Annotated in this window: 19 protein-coding genes; 13 read left to right on the top strand and 6 right to left on the bottom strand. The window is 69.5% G+C overall.

The features are described from left to right. Window positions 1-114: 114 nt before the first annotated feature. Window positions 115-567, bottom strand: a complete 453-nt coding sequence (locus AC0NH5_RS41775; protein WP_474413766.1) for an SCP2 sterol-binding domain-containing protein — start codon at window positions 565-567, stop codon at window positions 115-117. A 121-nt stretch (window positions 568-688) separates the two neighbouring features. On the opposite strand from AC0NH5_RS41775, the gene purB reads away from it, so the two are divergent. Further along, complete coding sequence (gene purB / locus AC0NH5_RS41770) at window positions 689-2,377, top strand: adenylosuccinate lyase (protein WP_474413764.1); 1,689 nt, start codon at window positions 689-691, stop codon at window positions 2,375-2,377. Window positions 2,378-2,520: 143 nt separating this feature from the next. Here purB and AC0NH5_RS41765 read toward each other — a convergent pair whose 3' ends face one another. Then, window positions 2,521-3,204 carry a S1 family peptidase gene (locus AC0NH5_RS41765; protein ID WP_474413762.1) on the bottom strand — a complete coding sequence of 228 codons (684 nt, stop codon included), beginning with the start codon at window positions 3,202-3,204 and terminating at the stop codon, window positions 2,521-2,523. Between the two features lie 267 nt (window positions 3,205-3,471). Here AC0NH5_RS41765 and purS point away from each other — a divergent pair, with 267 nt between their 5' ends. Genes purS through purL form a run of 3 tightly spaced genes read left to right on the top strand, consistent with a single transcriptional unit; the run spans window position 3,472 to window position 6,991 of the window. Continuing rightward, complete coding sequence (gene purS, locus AC0NH5_RS41760) at window positions 3,472-3,729, top strand: phosphoribosylformylglycinamidine synthase subunit PurS (RefSeq protein ID WP_474413760.1); 258 nt, start codon at window positions 3,472-3,474, stop codon at window positions 3,727-3,729. Then, window positions 3,726-4,439: a phosphoribosylformylglycinamidine synthase subunit PurQ gene (purQ, locus tag AC0NH5_RS41755; protein ID WP_474413774.1), complete on the top strand. Its 714-nt coding sequence runs from the start codon at window positions 3,726-3,728 to the stop codon at window positions 4,437-4,439. The genes purS and purQ overlap by 4 nt, the downstream gene beginning before the upstream one ends. Beyond that, entirely contained in the window at window positions 4,436-6,991 is a 2,556-nt protein-coding gene (gene purL / locus AC0NH5_RS41750) for a phosphoribosylformylglycinamidine synthase subunit PurL (RefSeq protein ID WP_474413758.1), read from the top strand. The genes purQ and purL overlap by 4 nt, the downstream gene beginning before the upstream one ends. 126 nt (window positions 6,992-7,117) lie before the next feature. Here purL and AC0NH5_RS41745 read toward each other — a convergent pair whose 3' ends face one another. Then, entirely contained in the window at window positions 7,118-8,749 is a 1,632-nt protein-coding gene (locus AC0NH5_RS41745; RefSeq protein WP_474413756.1) for a carboxypeptidase regulatory-like domain-containing protein, read from the bottom strand. 343 nt (window positions 8,750-9,092) lie between these two features. Between AC0NH5_RS41745 and AC0NH5_RS41740 the strand changes: the two genes are divergently transcribed. From AC0NH5_RS41740 to amcA, 5 genes are all read left to right on the top strand, one after another. Then, complete coding sequence (locus tag AC0NH5_RS41740) at window positions 9,093-9,422, top strand: sterol carrier family protein (protein ID WP_474413754.1); 330 nt, start codon at window positions 9,093-9,095, stop codon at window positions 9,420-9,422. Between the two features lie 136 nt (window positions 9,423-9,558). Then, window positions 9,559-11,169, top strand: a complete 1,611-nt coding sequence (gene purF, locus AC0NH5_RS41735; RefSeq protein ID WP_474413752.1) for an amidophosphoribosyltransferase — start codon at window positions 9,559-9,561, stop codon at window positions 11,167-11,169. 36 nt (window positions 11,170-11,205) lie between these two features. Further along, complete coding sequence (purM, locus tag AC0NH5_RS41730) at window positions 11,206-12,357, top strand: phosphoribosylformylglycinamidine cyclo-ligase (RefSeq protein WP_474413750.1); 1,152 nt, start codon at window positions 11,206-11,208, stop codon at window positions 12,355-12,357. A gap of 162 nt (window positions 12,358-12,519) precedes the next feature. Further along, the gene (amcB, locus tag AC0NH5_RS41725; protein WP_474413772.1) at window positions 12,520-13,623 is read left to right on the top strand and encodes a cyclophane-forming radical SAM peptide maturase AmcB; all 1,104 of its coding nucleotides are present in this window, start codon (window positions 12,520-12,522) and stop codon (window positions 13,621-13,623) included. Further along, a complete protein-coding gene (gene amcA / locus AC0NH5_RS41720; protein WP_474413748.1) occupies window positions 13,592-13,819 on the top strand; it encodes a multiple cyclophane-containing RiPP AmcA in 228 nt (75 codons plus the stop codon). The genes amcB and amcA overlap by 32 nt, the downstream gene beginning before the upstream one ends. 130 nt (window positions 13,820-13,949) lie before the next feature. Here the strand turns inward: amcA and AC0NH5_RS41715 are convergent, their stop codons facing one another. Both AC0NH5_RS41715 and AC0NH5_RS41710 read right to left on the bottom strand, forming a co-directional pair. Then, entirely contained in the window at window positions 13,950-14,165 is a 216-nt protein-coding gene (locus tag AC0NH5_RS41715; RefSeq protein ID WP_474413746.1) for a DUF3073 domain-containing protein, read from the bottom strand. Between the two features lie 191 nt (window positions 14,166-14,356). Then, a complete protein-coding gene (locus AC0NH5_RS41710) occupies window positions 14,357-15,436 on the bottom strand; it encodes a Glu/Leu/Phe/Val family dehydrogenase (RefSeq protein WP_474413744.1) in 1,080 nt (359 codons plus the stop codon). A gap of 152 nt (window positions 15,437-15,588) precedes the next feature. On the opposite strand from AC0NH5_RS41710, the gene AC0NH5_RS41705 reads away from it, so the two are divergent. Continuing rightward, entirely contained in the window at window positions 15,589-16,428 is an 840-nt protein-coding gene (locus tag AC0NH5_RS41705) for a DUF8083 family protein (RefSeq protein WP_474413742.1), read from the top strand. A gap of 282 nt (window positions 16,429-16,710) precedes the next feature. Continuing rightward, window positions 16,711-16,920, top strand: a complete 210-nt coding sequence (locus AC0NH5_RS41700; protein ID WP_014687221.1) for a BldC family transcriptional regulator — start codon at window positions 16,711-16,713, stop codon at window positions 16,918-16,920. A gap of 190 nt (window positions 16,921-17,110) precedes the next feature. On the opposite strand, the gene AC0NH5_RS41695 is transcribed toward AC0NH5_RS41700, so the two are convergent. Next, window positions 17,111-17,482: a PPOX class F420-dependent oxidoreductase gene (locus AC0NH5_RS41695; RefSeq protein WP_474413740.1), complete on the bottom strand. Its 372-nt coding sequence runs from the start codon at window positions 17,480-17,482 to the stop codon at window positions 17,111-17,113. Between AC0NH5_RS41695 and AC0NH5_RS41690 the strand changes: the two genes are divergently transcribed. Both AC0NH5_RS41690 and AC0NH5_RS41685 read left to right on the top strand, forming a co-directional pair. Beyond that, a complete protein-coding gene (locus AC0NH5_RS41690) occupies window positions 17,481-18,290 on the top strand; it encodes a class I SAM-dependent methyltransferase (protein WP_474413738.1) in 810 nt (269 codons plus the stop codon). The two genes, AC0NH5_RS41695 and AC0NH5_RS41690, sit on opposite strands and share 2 nt — an antisense overlap. Further along, complete coding sequence (locus AC0NH5_RS41685) at window positions 18,287-18,853, top strand: RNA 2'-phosphotransferase (RefSeq protein WP_474413737.1); 567 nt, start codon at window positions 18,287-18,289, stop codon at window positions 18,851-18,853. Before AC0NH5_RS41690 ends, AC0NH5_RS41685 begins: the two co-directional genes overlap by 4 nt. Window positions 18,854-18,893: the final 40 nt, after the last annotated feature.

Raw genomic sequence — 18,893 nt, 5'->3', positions numbered from 1 at the left:
CCCCTTTCCCCTTCGGTTCACAAAAACCCCCGTCGCGGGGTTGGCCCCCGCACTTTGGGGGTACTGCGGGGGGCACAAACCACAAAAAACCACCACGCACGGCTCACCGCCGGGTCAGGACTTGGGGATGTCGAAGAGCTTGGCGATGCTGGCGGCGAGCGACAGGTCGCCCTTCGCCTTGATCTTGCCGGTCATGAACAGCATCATCGGGTTGCCGTCGCCGGCGACCGTCTTCAGGAACGTGACCGCGTCCATGGTCATGGCCAGCTTCGGCTCGCGCGCCGGCTGGTTCGTGACGGTGCAGGCGCCGTTCTCGATCACGGTCTCGTACGTGTCGCTGGAGCCGTTCGCGCCGCCGGTGATGATCCAGTGGATGACCGCCGAGGTGTTGCCGGCCTTGTCGGCGCGGAACAGCGACGGCATCCGGTTGAAGACCTCGTCGAGGATCTTCGTGCGCGAGTCCGAGGCCATCACTTCGGCGATCTTCGAGTCCGGCGTGGACTTGACGAGCTGAGCGAACTCCTTCGGGCCGATCGACGAGAGCGCCTCGGGGTTGAAATCAGTCATCAGTAGACCTTTCGGGGATGAGCGTCGAACCTACTCGCCGGTAACGTTAGCGAGAATGCCGCTTCTTCGTGCAGTTTGCCACTCTCCAACAGTTGTTGGACGGTCGGCCTAGACTCCGGGCATGACTGGAGAGGGCGGCCGGGCCGCGTTGCGTGCGCTTGCCCACCCGGTCCGCGTGCGAATCATGGCGCTGCTGACCGATGCCGGGCTCACCGCCGCCGACGTGGCCCGTGAGCTCGGCATCACGCACGCCAACGCCAGCTACCACCTGCGCAACCTGCTCGCGGCCGGGCAGATCGCGGTGGCCGGCGAGGAACGGATCCGGGGCGGTGTCGCCAGGCGCTATCGTCGCGCCGGCCGTGTTCCGGAGGATGAAAGAATCGTCGTCGTGACCATTCCGAACGTGCTCGCCACCCGCTACGCCTCCGCCGACCTCGTCGCTCTCTGGTCCCCGGAGGAGAAGATCCGGATGGAGCGGCGACTCTGGCTCGCCGTGCTGAAGGCACAGCGCGACCTCGGTGTGGCGGTGCCGGACGGCGCCGTCGAGGCGTACGAGGCGGTGCTGGACCGGGTCGACCTGGAGTCGATCGCGGCGCGTGAGCGGATCACCCGGCACGACGTGAAGGCCCGCATCGAGGAGTTCAGCGAGCTGGCCGGCTTCGAGCAGATCCACAAGGGGATGACCTCCCGGGACCTGACGGAGAACGTCGAGCAGCTCCAGATCAGGGCCTCCCTCGAGCTGATCCGCGACCGGGTGGTGGCCACGCTGGCACGGCTGTCGGCGCTCGCCGTCGAGCACTCCGACCTGGTGTTGACCGGCCGCTCGCACAACGTCGCGGCGCAAGCCACCACGCTGGGCAAGCGGTTCGCTTCGGCCGCCGAGGAGCTGCTCATCGCGTACGAGCGGCTGGACGAGCTGATCGCGCGCTACCCGCTGCGGGGCGTCAAGGGCCCGGTGGGGACCGCCGCGGACCAGCTGGACCTGCTGGACGCCTCCTTCGACAAGCTCGCCCGGCTGGAGGCGAAAGTCGCCGAGCACCTCGGCTTCGCCCGCGTGCTGAGCAGCGTCGGCCAGGTCTACCCGCGGTCGCTGGACTTCGACGTCGTCTCGGCGCTGGCGCAGATCGTGGCCGGCCCGTCGTCGCTGGCCACCACGATCCGGCTGATGGTCGGCCAGGAGCTGGTGACCGAGGGCTTCAAACCGGGCCAGGTCGGCTCGTCGGCGATGCCGCACAAGATGAACACCCGGTCGTCCGAGCGGGTCAACGGGCTCGCCGTGATCGTCCGTGGTTACCTGTCGATGGTCGGTGAGCTCGCCGGCGACCAGTGGAACGAGGGTGACGTCTCCTGCTCGGTGGTGCGCCGGGTCGCGCTGCCGGACGCGTTCTTCGCCACCGACGGCCTGTTCCAGACGTTCCTCACCGTGCTCGACGAGTTCGGGGCGTACCCCGCGGTGATCGGTCGTGAGCTGGATCGTTTCCTGCCGTTCCTCGCCACCACGAAGGTGCTGGTCGCCGCCGTGCGCAAGGGCGTGGGCCGGGAAGTGGCCCACGAGGTGATCAAAGAGCACGCGGTCGCCGTGGCGCTGGCGATGCGGGAGAAGGGCGCCGCTGTCAACGATCTCTTCGACCGGCTGGCGGCCGACGGCCGGCTGCAGCTGTCCCGGGCCGAGATCGACACCCTGGTGGCGGACCGGGCCGCCTTCGTCGGCGCGGCGCCGGCGCAGGTCGGTGCGGTGGCCGAGCGGGTCGCCGCGATCGTGGCCCGGCACCCGGAGGCGGCCGGTTACGCCCCCGCCCCGATCCTCTGACCCACCTGTGAACCTACGGCTCATATCGAGCCGCTTGCAGCCGTTCGGTGTGTGAAGTTGAGGTTCGTATCGAGCCGCAAGTTCACACGCAGGAAGCGCTCGCCCGTTCGGGAGGAACGGGCGAGCGCTCCCTGAGGCGAGGATCAGACGCCGGCGACTGACGTGATCCAGGCCCGGTTGTAAGCCACACTGCCGTAGTACTGACGGCTCGACCCGTCAGCGGTCGAGGCGACACCCACCTGGGCGCCGTTGTAGACCTGCGGCCCGCCGGAGTCACCGCGCCAGGCGTTGCCGTTGATCCGGGTGCTGCCGATGGCCCGGCCGCCGTACGCGTCGGTCTGGTTGGTGGAGGTCACCCGCACCGTCGCGGTCTTCAGCACGGTCGAGGCCGAGCAGCCCGAGTAGCAGGTCATGCCCCAGCCGTAGATCGAGTTGGTCGAGTTGACCGGCGGGTACGCGCTGGACAGCGGCATGTACGTGGTGCTGACCGACTGGCTCAGCCGCATCAGCGCGAGGTCGTACCGGGTGGAGGTGGACGCCACCGTGCGGGTGACGCCACCGGACGTGCGGTTCACGCTGCCGATGCGCACCGACATGGTGCCGCTGATGCAGTGCCGTGCGGTCAGCACGTAGTTGGCCGAGATGATCGTCCCGGAGCAGGTGAAGTTGCCGTTGCTCAGCACGGCGGCGGCCCACGGGGCGGAGGCGACGGTGCTGCCCCCGATGATGTAGGGGGTGACGTCGGGGTCGTCGGCCTGGGCGGCGGACGGTGCCACGAGGGCAGCGGTGAGACCGGCGGCGAGAGCGGCCAGGAGTCGAATGCGCACGTCGAGATTCCTTTCTGGGGATGGTTCACGAGGCGCACGAGCGGGTGGATCGAATGCGATGGATGCAACGTAGGGCATCGGCGGCGTCACGCCCACCACCCAATCGACACCTATCACGGTGTGATGACCCCGGGACGGGTGGCCGCAGGGCGGGGGGATCCCCAGCTCAACCACCGTCGGGTCGGTCTGCCGACACCGGGCCGTGGGCCGGTCACGGTCTCCACCAGGTAGGCTTCGCGTGCTTACACCTATCAGTCAGGAGTGCCCGTGGCTCGCGTCGTGGTCGACGTCATGCTCAAGCCGGAGATCCTCGACCCGCAGGGTCAAGCAGTGGCCAACGCGCTGCCCCGGCTCGGCGTCACCGATGTCTCCTCTGTCCGCATCGGTCGTCGGATCGAGATCGATTTCACCGGGGAACCCGACCTTGATCGGGCCCGTGAGATCGCCGACAAGCTGCTCGCCAACCCGGTGATCGAGGACTTCGACATCCGGATCGTCGAGGACGCCGCGGCGGAGGTCGCCTGACCATGCGGATCGGTGTGGTCACCTTCCCCGGCTCACTCGACGACGGGGACGCAGCTCGCGCCGCGCGCATCGCCGGCGCCGAATCCGTCCGTCTCTGGCACGGCGACGCCGACCTGCACGGGGTCGACGCCGTGGTGCTGCCCGGCGGTTTCTCGTACGGCGACTATCTGCGCTGCGGCGCCATCGCCCGGTTCGCCCCGGTGATGGAGTCGATCATCGATGCCGCCCGGGGTGGTCTGCCCGTGCTCGGCATCTGCAACGGTTTCCAGGTCCTCTGCGAGGCGCACCTGCTGCCCGGCGCGCTGACCCGCAACCAGCACCTGCACTTCCGTAACCGCGACCAGTGGCTGCGCGTCGAGGCGACCAACACCGCCTGGACCAACCGGTTCACCGCGGGGCAGGAGATCCTCATCCCGGTGAAGAACGGCGAGGGCTGCTTCGTCGCCGACCAGAAGACGCTGGACGGCCTGGAGGCCGAGGGCCGCGTGATCGCGCGGTACATCCGCGGCAACCCGAACGGCTCGCAGCGCGACATCGCCGGGATCACCAACGAGGCCGGCAACGTCGTCGGCATCATGCCGCACCCGGAACACGCCGTGGAGGCGCTGACCGGCCCGTCGCTCGACGGCCTCGGCTTCTTCACCTCCGTCCTGCAGTCCCTGGCCGGGGCGTCCGCGGACGGACAGCTCGCAGGGGGACAACAGCGATGACCACGCAGCCGGAGACGGCCACCAGCGGGGCGGCCGCCTCGCGGGGCGTGCCCAACCAGCCGCCGGCGGCGGCCGCGCCGACGAGCAAGCCGAGCGGCTTCGCCGCCACCGACGTGCTGGTCAATGAGTTCGAAGAGGGCCCGGACACGGTGCAGCGGGCGGCGGCCACGCCGGATGAGCTGCAGCCGCACGGCGACCTCGGCCTCAAGGACGACGAGTACCAGCGGATCCGCGAGATCCTCGGCCGCCGGCCCACGGCGTCCGAGCTGGCGATGTACTCGATCATGTGGAGTGAGCACTGCTCGTACAAGTCGAGCAAGGTGCACCTGCGCCAGTTCGGTGAGAAGACGCCCGCGAACACCCGGATGCTCGCCGGCATCGGCGAGAACGCCGGTGTGGTGCAGATCTCCGAGAAGCTCGCGGTCACCTTCAAGGTCGAGTCGCACAACCACCCGAGCTACGTCGAGCCTTACCAGGGCGCGGCGACCGGTGTCGGCGGCATCGTCCGCGACATCCTGGCGATGGGCGCCCGCCCGATCGCGGTGATGGACCCGCTGCGTTTCGGCGCGGCCGACCACCCGGACACCGCCCGGGTGCTGCCCGGCGTGGTGGCCGGCATCGGCGGCTACGGCAACTGCCTCGGCCTGCCGAACATCGGTGGCGAGATCGTTTTCGACCCGTGTTACCAGGGCAACCCGCTGGTCAACGCGCTCAGCATCGGCGTGCTGCCGGTCGAGCGGCTGCAGAAGAAGGAAGCCACCGGCACCGGCAACATCGTGGTGCTGCTCGGCGCGCGGACCGGCCGGGACGGCATCGGCGGTGTCTCGGTGCTGGCGTCGGCGACCTTCGACGAGGAGGCCGAGCAGCGCCGCCCGTCGGTGCAGGTCGGCGACCCCTTCATGGAGAAGCTGCTGATCGAGAGCTGCCTGGAGCTGTACGACGCCGGTCTCGTCTCCGGCATCCAGGACCTCGGCGGCGCCGGCCTCACCTGCGCGCTCACCGAGACCGCCGCCGCGGCCGGCACCGGCATGCGGGTCTGGCTGGAGCGGGTGCCGCTGCGCGAGCCGTCGATGTCGCCGACCGAGATCCTGGCCAGCGAGTCGCAGGAGCGGATGCTCCTCATCGTCACGCCGGAGAACCTGGACAAGGTGCTGGCCGTCGCCGAGAAGTGGGGCGTGTGGGCCACCGCGATCGGCGAGGTCACCGCGGCCGCCGAGGACGGCACCCCGGGCCGCCTGGTGATCACCTGGAACGACCACGTCGTGGTCGACGTGCCTCCGGGCTCGCTCGCCGACGACGGCCCGGTCTACTCCCGGCCGCTGCGCGAGCCCGGTGACCTGATCCTGCTGCAGGCCGACCGGGCCGAGACGCTGCCCCGGCCGGCGAACGGTGACGAGTTGCGCGCCACCGTACTGCGGATGATCGCCTCGCCGAACCTGTGCGACAAGAGCTGGGTCACCGAGCAGTACGACCGGTACGTGCTCGGCAACACCGTGCTGGCTCAGCCGGAGGACGCCGGTGTGCTGCGGATCGACGAGGAGACCAACCTCGGCGTCGCGCTGTCCGTCGACGGCAACGGCCGGTTCGCCCGCCTCGACCCGTACGAGGGCGCCAAGCTGGCTCTCGCCGAGGCTTACCGGAACGTCGCCGTCACCGGCGCCGAGCCGGTTGCGGTCACCGACTGCCTGAACTTCGGCTCGCCCGAGGACCCAGCCGTGATGTGGCAGTTCGCCGAGGCCGTCCGCGGTCTCGCCGACGGCTGCCAGCAGCTCGGGACCCCGGTGACCGGTGGCAACGTCAGCTTCTACAACCAGACCGGCGCCGCGGCGATCCACCCGACTCCGGTGGTCGGTGTGCTCGGCATCTTCGACGACGTGACCCGCCGCATCCCGATGGGCTTCCCGCCGCCCGCCAAGGCCGGCGGCGACCTGCTCTTCCTGCTCGGCGAGACAGGTGCGGAACTGTCCGGTTCGGAGTGGGCCTGGGTGACACACGGCCACCTCGGCGGCCGTCCGCCCAAGGTGGACCTGGCGGCCGAGCAGGTGCTCGGCAAGCTGATGGCCCGGGCCTCGCAGACCGGCCTGGTCAGCGCCGCGCACGACCTCTCCGACGGTGGCCTCTCCCAGGTTCTGGTGGAGAGCTGCCTGCGGCGTGAGGTCGGCGCCAAGGTGACCTTCCCGGAGAACGGCACGTCGCCGTTCGTCTACCTGTTCAGCGAGTCCGCGGGCCGGGCGCTCGTCGCGGTGCCGCGCGGGCACGAGAAGGCGTTCACCGCCCTGGCGGCGGAGTTCGGCGTGCCGTGCACCCCGATCGGCGTCACCTCCGAGGAGGCGGCGCTCGAGGTGGAGGGCCAGTTCAGCATCCCGCTGGGCGAGCTGCGCGAGGCCTGGTCGGCGACCCTGCACGATCTGTTCGGCGGTACTGCCGAGCTGGTCAGCCGGCACACCGAGGTGGCGGCGGAGGAGCCGGCGACCCCGGCCGGCGGCGAGGTCCGCTCGGTCACGCTGGAGCTCACCGACCCGAAGACGCCGGGCGGCCCGATCGGCGGCTGATCCGACAGTCACCACCGAAGCCGGCCAGGGATATCCCCGGCCGGCTTCGCTGTTTGCGGGCAGGCCCCGCAGACAGGAAGCCCCGCGCGATCACATCGCGCGGGGCTTCCTCAGTGCTGGTGGAACTCAGTCGTCCCAGTCGTTGCGCTTGGGCCGCTGAGCCGGCTGCCCGGTCTGGGGGTCGTAGTAGCCGTCCTGGTCGCCGTAGGCGCCCTGCTGCTGGTCGTACCCCCCGTACGCCCCGCCGCGCTGCTGGTCGTAACCACCCGCCGGAGCGCCGCCGTAGGGCTGGCCGACACCGCTGTACGGCTGGGCACCGCCGTAGTTGCCCTGGTCGTCGTAGCCGCCCTGCTGCTGGTCGTACCCGCCGTAGCCACCGCCCGGCTGCTGGTCGTAGCCACCCTGCGGCCCGTAGCCGGTGCCGGCCTCACCCGGCCCGCCCCAAGCGGGCTGGTCGCCGTAACCGCCGGCCGGCTGCCCGCCGTACTGCTGCTGGCCGCCGTAACCGCCGTTGTCCGGCTCGGGCTGGTAGAGGCTGGTGTGCTCGTCGTAGCGCTGCGGCTGCTGGGGCTGCTCGGGCTGGTACAGGTTGGTGTGCTCGTCGTAGCGCGGCTGCGGCTCGTTGCCGTAGGCGCCACCGCCGTAGCCACCCTGCTGCCCGTACTGCTGGGCGCCGCCGTAGCCGTCGGCGCCCGGCTCGTCCCACTGGCTGTTCGTGCCGGCGAAACCGCCGTGCGGCGGGATGGGAGCGCCGTACGGGTCCGGGAACTCGTCCTCGACCGGCCGGTGCACCATCGTCGGGGCGTCCGAGATGCCACCGGGCATGCCGGCCGCCGGAGCGATCATCGTGGCGTCGCCGCCGCGGCCCACGCCGGCCGGAGCAGCCACCCGGGTCTGGTCGAACGCGCTCGCGGTCGCCGGGCCGGGTGCGCCGAAGCCGGGGGAGGGTGACTCGCCGGACGCGTCGTCTGCGCTGTTCTTGCGGCGGAGCCAGACCAGGGCGAAGGCGCCGATGCCGGCTGCCACCAGCAGCACGCCCATGATGATGAGCAGCCAGTTGGTGCCACCGTCGGACTCGGCCGAGAGGTTGTCGGTGTTCGCGGCACCTGCCGCCTCACTCGGCTCCTCGGTCGGCTCCTCCTCGTCGGTGATCTCCTCGGTCGGCTCGGCGCTGACCGAGGCCGACGCGGACGGCGACGGGGAGGGGCTCTCGCTGGCGAGTTTCTTGAGCGTGATCGAGACGGTCACGCTCCTGCCGGCGGTGCCCTGCGCGTTCACCGTCTTGGCCTGGAAGCCGTCCTTCACCGCGCCGACCGTGAGGCGGCCGGGTGCGATGGGCTGGCTCTCCGAGGACGTGAAGGAGTAACCGCCGTCGCCGTTCGTCTTGGCGCTGAACTGGCCGCCGGCGCTGTCGGTCATGGCGACGTCGACGCCGGAGAGGCGCTCGCCGTCACTGCTCTTGATCTTGCCGGACACCTGCCGGACGGCCTTCGGCGCCTCCGGGCCCTTGACCCTGATGGTGTCGCTGGCCGAGGCGGTCTCGCCGGTCTCGTCGAGTTTGGCGGTCACCGTGATGGTGACCTCCTGGGTCTGGCCCTGGCCCACGTTCGGCGCGACGAGCGTCGCGGTGAAGCCGGCCTCGTCCTGAATGTCCTGGGCGGGGCTGCAGCCGCTGCGGCACTGGATGCCGCTCACCTGGATGCTGACCCGGGGATCCTCGACCTCACCGGCCCCGGGGTTACGTACGGTGTACTGCATGGTTACAGTAGCCCCGGACTCAACCTCGGCTTCGGACAGTGATTCGATGTTCACAGTCGGTGGAACAGCCAGGGCAGCCGTCGATGTGCCGGCCACCAGGCCGACAGCCAGCGCCAGGAACGCACCGGCCTGAGTCATCCGGGCTCGTAGGTGCGTCGTCAACGTCCACCGCCTTTCGGTCGTGGCCTCGTGATCCGGCTATCGGAGAGATCCCACGACTTCTACACCGTCGGCCACTATGCCTTGTCATACGTCTTTCGCGCGACCCAGGGCCGTGTGCCGTTGTCGGCAATCCAGGTCGTATCGTCCCGACGTGTCCCCTGCGCACAATAAATCCGAGTCCGTGTCCGAGGCGTTGGACGCGCTGGACCGGGGTGTCGACCCCGCCCGTCCGGTGCTGCGTGACGCCGTCCGAGCCCTGCTGACCGAGTTGTCCCGGCGAGCGCCCGGCCGTTCGGTGGAGGTCCGGATTCCACCTTTCGGTGCGATTCAGTGTGTTGCCGGTCCGCGGCACACCCGTGGCACACCGCCCAATGTGGTGGAAACCGATCCGATGACCTGGCTGCTGCTGGCAACCGGCCGCCTGGAGTGGAACGAGGCCCTCGGCGACGGCCGGCTCCGGGCCAGCGGGGTCCGTACCGATCTCAGTGAGTACCTGCCGCTGACCGGATGACGAGGCCGGGTCCGGTGCCCGTGGGCTCGCGTACACTGGGCGGTCGGAGCGGACCAGCTAGTTCGAGCAGATCAGCGCTTCGAGCCCTTTATGCAGTTCCGACAGCGCAGGTTAAACAACGCGAGGGAGCAAGCAGGTGCCCCGAGGCGACGGCCGGTTGACCGACGATCTCGACCCCCAGGAACGCGGCCCCCAGGACGCCTGCGGTGTCTTCGGAGTCTGGGCCCCCGAGGAAGAGGTGGCCAAGCTCACCTATTTCGGTCTCTACGCACTCCAGCACCGTGGCCAGGAGGCTGCCGGCATCGCGGTGAGCGACGGGTCCGGGGTGGTGGTCTACAAGGACATCGGCCTGGTCTCCCAGGTGTTCGACGAGCCGACGCTGGCCAGCCTCCGCGGGCACCTGGCGATCGGGCACGCGCGGTACAGCACGACCGGCGGCTCCAACTGGGAGAACGCCCAGCCCACGATCCGGGCCACCACGGCCGGCACCACGATCGCGCTGGCGCACAACGGCAACCTGGTCAACACCGCCGAGCTGGCCAAGGAGGTCGCTGACCGCGGCCTCGAGGTGGGCGACTCCACCTCTGACACCGCCCTGGTCACCACGCTGCTCGCCAGCCGCCCCGATCTCTCGGTCGAGGCCGCCGCGATGGAGCTGCTGCCCACTCTGCGCGGCGCCTTCAGCTTCGTCTTCATGGACGAGAACACGCTGTACGCGGCTCGCGACCCGCAGGGTGTCCGCCCGCTGGTCCTCGGCCGGATGGAGCGCGGCTGGGTGATCGCCAGCGAGACGGCGGCGCTGGACATCACCGGCGCCAGCTTCGTCCGTGAGGTCGAGCCCGGCGAGATCGTCGCGATCGACGAGCACGGCCTGCGGTCCAGCCGGTTCGCCGCGCCGGAGCCCAAGGGCTGCCTCTTCGAGTACGTGTACCTGGCCCGTCCGGACACCACGATCGCCGGCCGCAACGTCTACTCGGCCCGTGTCGAGGTCGGCCGCAAGCTGGCCAAGGAGCATCCGGTCGAGGCCGACCTGGTGATCGGCGTGCCGGAGTCGGGCATCCCGGCCGCGATCGGCTACGCCGAGGCCTCGGGCATCCCGTACAGCGCCGGCTTCATGAAGAACGCGTACGTCGGCCGGACCTTCATCCAGCCGTCCCAGACGATCCGGCAGCTCGGCATCCGGCTGAAGCTGAACCCGCTGCGCGAGGTGGTCCGCGGCAAGCGGATCGTGGTGATCGACGACTCGATCGTCCGCGGCAACACCCAGCGCGCCCAGATCCGGATGCTCCGTGAGGCCGGCGCGCTGGAGATCCACGTGCGGATCTCGTCACCGCCGGTGAAATGGCCGTGCTTCTACGGCATCGACTTCGCCACCCGTGCCGAGCTGATCGCCAACGGGCTGGAGATCGACGGCATCCGCCGCTCGATCGGCGCCGACAGTCTGGGTTATGTTTCGCTGGACGGGCTGGTCCAGGCCACCGAGCAGCCGAAGACCCGCCTGTGCATGGCGTGCTTCGACGGGCAGTACCCGATCGAACTCCCGGCGGGGGATCTGATCGGCAAGCACGTGCTGGAGGGCGTGGGTCGCAGAGCCGCGATGCCGGGCGCCTCGTCCGAGGCCACCGCGGCCGCGGTGGCCGAGCTCGAGTCCGACTACGAGGCCCGGGAGTACGCCGAGGGCGACCGATCGGCACCGGCGCCACTGGTCGCCAGCCCGGGCGGCGCGTCAGCGCTGCACCACCCGTGACTTTCCAGATCCTTCAGAACCACTAAGGGGAGAACCGTGACGCACGTGTCCGAGCGCAGTGCCGGATCGAACGGCGCCGAAGGCGCTGACCGCCAGCTCTGGACGGCGGGTTCCGGCCGTGGGGCCACGCGCAAGCGGTCCGCCACGTACGCGGACGCGGGTGTCTCGATCCACGCCGGCGACCGTGCGGTCGAGCTGCTCAAGTCGAAGGTCAAGAAGACCACCCGGCCCGAGGTGATCGGTGACCTGGGCGGCTTCTCCGGCCTGTTCCGGCTGAACACCCAGAAGTACAAGAGTCCGATCCTGGCCTCTTCCACCGACGGCGTCGGCACCAAGCTGGTGATCGCGCAGCAGCTCGACATCCACGACACGATCGGCATCGACCTGGTCGCGATGGTCGTCGACGACCTGGTGGCCTGCGGCGCCGAGCCGCTGTTCCTGCTCGACTACATCGCCTGCGGCGAGGTCGTGCCGGACAAGGTCGCCGAGATCGGCGCCGGCATCGCCGACGGCTGCCGGTACGCGGGCTGTGCCCTGCTCGGTGGCGAGACCGCCGAGCACCCGGGCGTCCTGCGTCCCGACGAGTACGACGTCTCGGCGACCGGCGTCGGCGTGGTCGAGGAGAGCGAGATCCTCGGCCGGGACCGGGTCGAGGTGGGCGACGCGGTGATCGCGATGCGCTCGTCCGGCCTGCACTCGAACGGATACTCGCTGGTGCGGCACGTGCTGCTCGGCGCCGGCCGGATGCGGCTGGACACGGTGGTCGACGACTTCGGGACCCAGCGGACCCTCGGTGAGGAGCTGCTCACCCCGACCAAGATCTACGCCAAGGACTGCCTCGGCCTGATCGAGGAGACCGACGTCCGGGCGTTCTCGCACGTCACCGGCGGCGGCATCCCCGGCAACCTGGTGCGGATCCTGCCCGACCACGTGGACGCCGTGGTGGACCGTTCCACCTGGCGCCCGCAGCCCATCTTCGACCTGATCCAGGCGAAGGGGCGCATCGAGGACTCCGAGATGGAGGCCACCTTCAACATGGGCGTCGGCATGTTCGCGATCGTCTCCTCGGACGACGCCGACCGGGCGATGGCCTACCTCACCGGTCGCGGTGTCGAGGCGTGGCAGGTCGGTGAGGTCCTGGAGGGCTCCGGCGAGGTCCAGATGATGGGTTCCTACACCCGGGGTTGAGCGATTTCTGGTTAGCACCGGACCCCGCATGAAATGATCCGCGTGTGTCGATGTCCGGCACATGCGGATCTTTCGCATTGCGTAGTGGACTGCGAGGCCTAGCCTGACCTGAGTCGCATCCAGGACGGGAGTGTGCGGGACATGGCGGTTGCGTGGAGCGGGATGCGGGGCATCTCGACGGTGCCGAGCTATGTCGTGATGCAGCCCACTACTCTCTGCAACCTCGCGTGTGGCTATTGCTATCTGCCGTTGCGGCGTGCGAACAACCGGATGACGGTGGAGGTGGCCCAGGCCGTGGCTGACGGCGTGGCCGGCTTCACTCGTACCGGAAGATTCTCGGTGGTGTGGCACGGTGGCGAGCCGCTCGCCGCGGGTCTCGCCCACCTGGCCGCGCTCTTCGCGCCGTTCGGCGACGGCGTCGAGCATCACGTGCAGACCAACGCGACGCTGATCGACGACGCGTGGTGCGAGTTCTTCCTCGAGCACGACGTGCGGGTCAGCGTCAGCGTGGACGGGCCGCGGCAACGCAACGCCGACCGGGTGGACCGGGGCGACAAGCCGGCCTACGACCAGATCCTGAAAGGGGTGGAGACCTTACGCCGGCACGGCATCCCGTTCTCCACACTCTGCGTGGTCGGCGATCCGCGACCCGGCGTGGCCACCGAGCTGTACGAATATTTTCTCGGCCTGGGCTGCGAAGTGCTCGGCATCAACGTCGAGGAGCTGGAAGGCGTCAACACCCGCCTGAACCGGCACGACCCGGTCGCGGTGACCGCGTTCTGGGCCGAGCTGGTCGCCGCCTGGCGCCGGGACCCCCGGATCCACCTGCGGGAGATCGAGTGGACGCTGCGGTACGCGGGGGCGGTCCTCGACGGCACGGCGGACGAACTGCTGCCCCGCCGGCTGGACCCGATACCCACGGTCGCCTACGACGGCTCGGTGGTGCTGCTGTCGCCGGAGCTCGCCGGATTCAGTGACGCCCGGTACGGCGATTTCAGTAGTGGGAACGTTCTCACCACCCCGCTGCCGGAGATCCTGGCCGGTGCTGCGGGCTCCCTCTGGATCCGCGAGTTCCTGACCGGGATCGAGGCATGCCGCGAGACCTGCCCCTACTTCGGCTTCTGTGGCGGCGCTCATGCGGCGAACCGTTACTTCGAGCACGGCCGGTTCGACGTCACCGAGACGGACCACTGCCGTAACAGCAAGATTCGTCTATTGGAGGGAGTGCTGGACCATGCCCGAGATCACGAAGCCACGGCTGTCTGAAGGCGTGGAGACGGATCCGGTGACGGCCCGGGTGCACGGCGCCCGAGCCGGCCTGTCCGCGCTCATCGCGGAGGCGGAGACCGCGCGGCACCGGCGCGCTGAGGACACGCCGGAGGACGGCGGCTCGGCGGTCTGCGCCTGGAACCACTTCGAAAACATCCCCACGTTCTACAACTGGAACAACCGGCCGCGTTAGACGAGCTTCCGGTCGAAGCCCACGCGGGTAACAGCCCGCGTGGGCTTCATCGTTGTAACCGTGGGAAGTTGCTCGACACCGACACACACGGGAGCACGCGGTGAATCCGCGTGCTCTGTGCAGAACGGGGTCAATGCCGCCTTGTCGGCGACCAGGAATCCTGGTCGTCTTCAGCGTCGTCCTCGTCATCGTCGACGAACTCATCGTTGTCGTCGTCGAAGTGACGGTCGGACTTACCGGCACCCGCCAGTTCGCGCTGCAAGGCGGTGAGGTCGGTGTTCGGGGAGTGGTACTTCAACTCCCGGGCCACCTTCGTCTGCTTGGCCTTAGCACGGCCGCGCCCCATGGCTCGACCCCCTCGCACAGAATTCGGGGCAGCCCGAAGGCGGGCCCCGATGACGTCAGGCATCTCTCGTGGGTCTTACGGTACATGGACGATGGCGCGTTCGGCACCTCGGGTTGCGTGTGACACTGCCGCGCGTCGCGGTTGGTTCTCCAAGACGCCGCGCGGCAGCCACCAAACCCGCCTTAACCGTCTCAGTCGAGGTAGATGGAACGGAGCCGGCCGACCTCGGCCATCCGGCGCTCGGCGAGCCGGTCCGCGGCCACGGCCGGGGGCACGCCCTCCTCGCCGGCCAACTCCAGGATCCGGCGGGTGGTGTCGAAGATGCCGGTCGCCCGGAGCTTGGCCCGCTCGAAGTCGAAGCCGCGGATCTCGTCGGCGACCTGGATGACCCCACCGGCGTTCAGCACGTAGTCGGGGATGTAGAGGATTCCCCGGTCCTGCAGGAGCTTGCCGATGCCGGGGTGCGCCAGCTGGTTGTTGGCGCCGCCGGCCACGACCTTGGCGCGCAGCACCGGGACGGTCTCGTCGTTCAGGGCGCCACCGAGGGCGCACGGGGCGTACACGTCGATGTCGCTCGCGATCAGCGTCTCGGTGTCCGCCACCAGGTGGATCTCGGGGTGGGTGGTCCGGGCCCATTCCAGGGCCGCCGGGCTGACGTCGGTGGCGACCACCGTGGCGCCGTCACCGGCCAGATGGCCGGCCAGGTACTTGCCGACCTTGCCCAGCCCGGCGATGCCGACGGTGCGGCCGCGCAGCGACGGCGTGCCCCAGGTGTGCTCGGCGCCCGAGCGCATGCCCTGGAAGACGCCCCAGGCGGTCAGCTCGGACGAGTCGCCGGCGCCGCCGTTCTGCCGGCTGCGGCCGGTCACGTACCGCGTCTCGCGGGCGATCACGTCCATGTCGGGCACATAGGTGCCGACGTCACACGCGGTGTAGTAGCGGCCGTTCAGCGACTGGACGAACCGCCCGTACGCCCGGAGCAGCGCCTCGCTCTTGTCCCGGACCGGGTCGCCCCAGATGACCGCCTTGCCGCCGCCCAGGTCCAGTCCCGCGATGGCGTTCTTGTAAGCCATGCCGCGGGACAGTCTCAGCACGTCGGCGAGGGCGGCTTCCTCGTTCTCGTACGGGTAGAACCGCGTCCCGCCCAGCGCGGGGCCGAGCGCCGTCGAGTAGATACCGATGATCGCCTTGAGTCCGCTGGCGCGGTCCTGACAGAAGACGACCTGTTCGTGTCCGGTGGCGTCGTTGCCGTCGGTGTCGAACACACCCATCCTGCTCTCCTGATCTGCTTGCGCGGCCTTCGTGGGGCCTAGGGGATCCGGCGGGGTGGGCCGGACACTGCGAGCGTAGTCGCGCTGAATGCGACGGCGATTCCGTCCGCGCGGGAAGTTCCTCCCGGGCGATTTCGTGAAAGGATCGCGCCGTGCCGTCACTGTTCGCGTCGTACCTACGGGTTTACGAACCGCTGACCGCCTTCGACCGGGACAGGCAGACCTTCTGGCGCCAGTACGCGAACGAAGGCCGCGATCTGGGCCTGGTCGAAGGACCCGCCCGTCAGCGCACCGCTGTGCTGGAGGCGCTGGGCGCCGGCTGGACCCGTCTGCCGGACCTGCCCGACGAGGCCTACGTCCTGGAGTGGGACGGCTCGGTCCTGGTCTGCCCGTGGAGCCTGCGGCTGCGCGTCGCCGAGGCCGCTCTGAACGCCCGGGACGGTGTGCCCGCGGTGCTGGCCGACGCCTTCGTCCCGCCGGTGCTGGCCGGTCAGGCCAAGGCCGTGGTGGAGGACTGGCGCAGCGGTGCCAAGGTTCTGGAGCAGGGTGTGCCCCGGGTGCACGAGCAGATCTCCACCTGGGGTGTGCCGCTGCGGTGGTTCGCCTTCGTCGACCTGGAGGAGCGGGAGATCTCGCTCACCGGCCGGCGGCGGGTGCTGCGCTACCGCACCGAGATCTCCAAGGCGCGGCGCCGGGCCCATCGCGCCGTCTCGGTGCTGCGCAAGGCGCTGGGTGACGCCCCGATCACGGAGGCGGTGGAGGAGGGCACGCGCTGGCTGGAGGAGTTCCATCCCCGGTCGGTGGTCGAGCTCGACTACGGCGGCCTCGTCAACCTTCTCCCGGAGGACAACCTCGCAGAGGACGATTCCCCCGGACTGGTGGCAGTCGGACTTTCGGCACTTTCTCGCGGTGACGCTGAGTCAGCTAGCGAGGCGTACGAAAAGCTGGTCGCGCGCTGGCGAGTCGTCCAGCTTTTGGAGCGATGCAACTGACCTGCGGAAATAGGACAGAGGGGTACGTATCCCTGTCCTTGAGAGCGCTCCCGAAGCGAACACTCTTCGTAATCGCCGATCCCCGAAGCGTGATAATCGGACTAAACGAGGCACTATCTGGCGTAGAAAACACGCAAAAATCGGGCATGCTTCATCCGTCTATCTGGGGACGTTCGTCCGTTCGGCCCATGTCGGACATCGGGGACTAGCCGGACCATGAGAGACGCACCGGCCGGCGGGACCCCGGCCGATGTTTTTTAGGCACCTGTGGAGGAGTGACCGATGGCATCGCGTACGCACGATCCTGAGCCGCTACTAACGCCGGCCGAGGTGGCGTCGATGTTCCGTGTCGACCCGAAGACCGTTACCCGGTGGGCGAAGGCGGGCAAGCTCAGCGCAATTCGCACGTTGGGTGGCCACCGTCGCTACCGAGAGTCAGAGGTTCGTGCCCTGCTGCAAGGACAGATTCCCACGCAGCGTCAGGGCGACTGACCTCGGGTCGACGAAGTTCGTGGTGAGGGGCGAGCGCTGGGGAAGGCGACCGCCCCTTCTACGTTTCCACCGACCTACCTGAAAAACGATCAAGCCGACGCCGGGTTATCCCGGTTCCGGCTTTTTCTTTGATCTTTTCTTCGCCGGTATGGATCTTCTCTGCGGACCGGGGTGGATCACCGTGGTCGGCTCACTCGACCAGCACGGCGACCGTGCCGTCGACGCCGCGCCGGAGCCGGCTGCCCAGCATGGTCAGGCGGCCGACCAGGCCGTACTTCTTCTTGATCCCCTCGCCGACGCGAATCCGGTCCGCGTGGTCGCCGATTCGCGCGACCGCCTCGATCGCCTCGCCGGTGGGGTTGCCGCGCATATCGCAGGCGGCCACCGTGACCCGCCCGCTGTTGCGGATCCGCTTCAGCTTGCCGCTGCCGGCGACGGTCCAGAAACCCAGCCCCGCACCATCGGGTACGACCCACAGAGGTGTCGGCACCGCGCGACCGTCCTTGCGGAAGGTGGTCAGCAGGACGTACTTCTCGGAACCGAGTTGCTGCAGTGCGGCCATGTCCTCAAGAGTAATGACCATGGAGCAGCCGATGATCGGCGACGCGTACGGCGAGATGATCAGGGACGCGTACGCGGTCCGCACCGGGATCGGGCCGAGGCCCCTGGCCGGCGGCCGGCTGCCGCGTCCGGTCATCGAGGTGATCGAGCGCGACGACGGCCTGATCAACGGGGCGCTCGCCGACCACTACCTGGACGAGCCGGACGCCTGGCAGCCGTGGGACCGCCGCGCGCTGGATCTGTGCCGTGGCCGGGTGCTCGACATCGGTGTGGGCGCCGGGCGGACCGCGCTCGAGCTGCAGCGCCGGGGCATCGCGGTGACCGGGCTGGACACCTCGCTCGGCGCGATCGAGGTGTCCCGCAAGCGGGGTCTGCACGACACCGTGCTGAACACGGTGGACGAGTTCTCCCGGGCCGCCGTCCGATACGACACGTTCCTGCTGGTCGGCAACAACCTCGGTCTGCTGGAGAGCGCACAGCGGGCGCCGGTGTTCCTGGCCGCCCTGGCCCGGCTCGCCAATCCGGGCGCCCGGATCGTGGCGCAGGGCGCCGACCCGTACGGGACCCGCGATCCGCTGCACGTGGCGTATCACGAGCGGAACCGTGAGCGCGGCCGGCTCGGCGGCCAGTTGCGGTTGCGCCTGCGGTACAGGGCGGTCGCGACCGACTGGTTCGACTATCTGAACTGTTCCGTGCCGGAGCTGGAGGGCCTGCTGGCGGGGACCGGCTGGCGGTTGAAATCGATCGACGAGCGGGACCGGCCGTACTACCTTGCGGTCATGGAGCTTCGTCCGGCCGCCGGCGCATGACCGCGCTGGACCGCGACCAGGTGCGGCTGAGCAAACGCCTCTCCCTGGTGCTGCGGCACCGGCCCGAGGTGGCCGGCCTCACGCTCGACGCGAACGGCTGGGTGCCCGTCCCCACCCTGCTCACGGCCCTCGGCATCAGCCGCGCCGAGCTGGACGTCGTGGTCGCCGGCAACGACAAGGCCCGGTTCGCGGTCGCGCCCGGCCCGGACGGCGTGGACCGGATCCGCGCGAACCAGGGCCACTCCCGCCGGGTCGCCGTCGACCTGGACCTGCCGCCGGCGACGCCGCCCGGCGAGCTGTTCCACGGGACGCCCCGCGCGAATCTGGACCCGATCATGCGGGAGGGCCTGCGGCCGCGGTCCCGCCATCATGTGCATCTCTCGATCGACGTGCCGACCGCGCTGGTGGTGGGACGCCGCCGATCCGCCGATGTGGTCGTCCTGGCGGTCGCTGCCGGGATCATGGCGGAGGAGGGTCACGTCTTCCACCGCAGTGCCAACGGGGTGTGGCTCACCGCTTCGGTACCCGCCGCGCATATTTCGGTAAAACGGACAAATCCGTAATCGCCCAGGTTGATCGTTCATCCACTGTGGCCAGCAACGT

It is taken from the genome of Actinoplanes sp. 13 (genome assembly GCF_056134165.1).
This window is presented reverse-complemented; position numbering and strand designations above follow the sequence as displayed.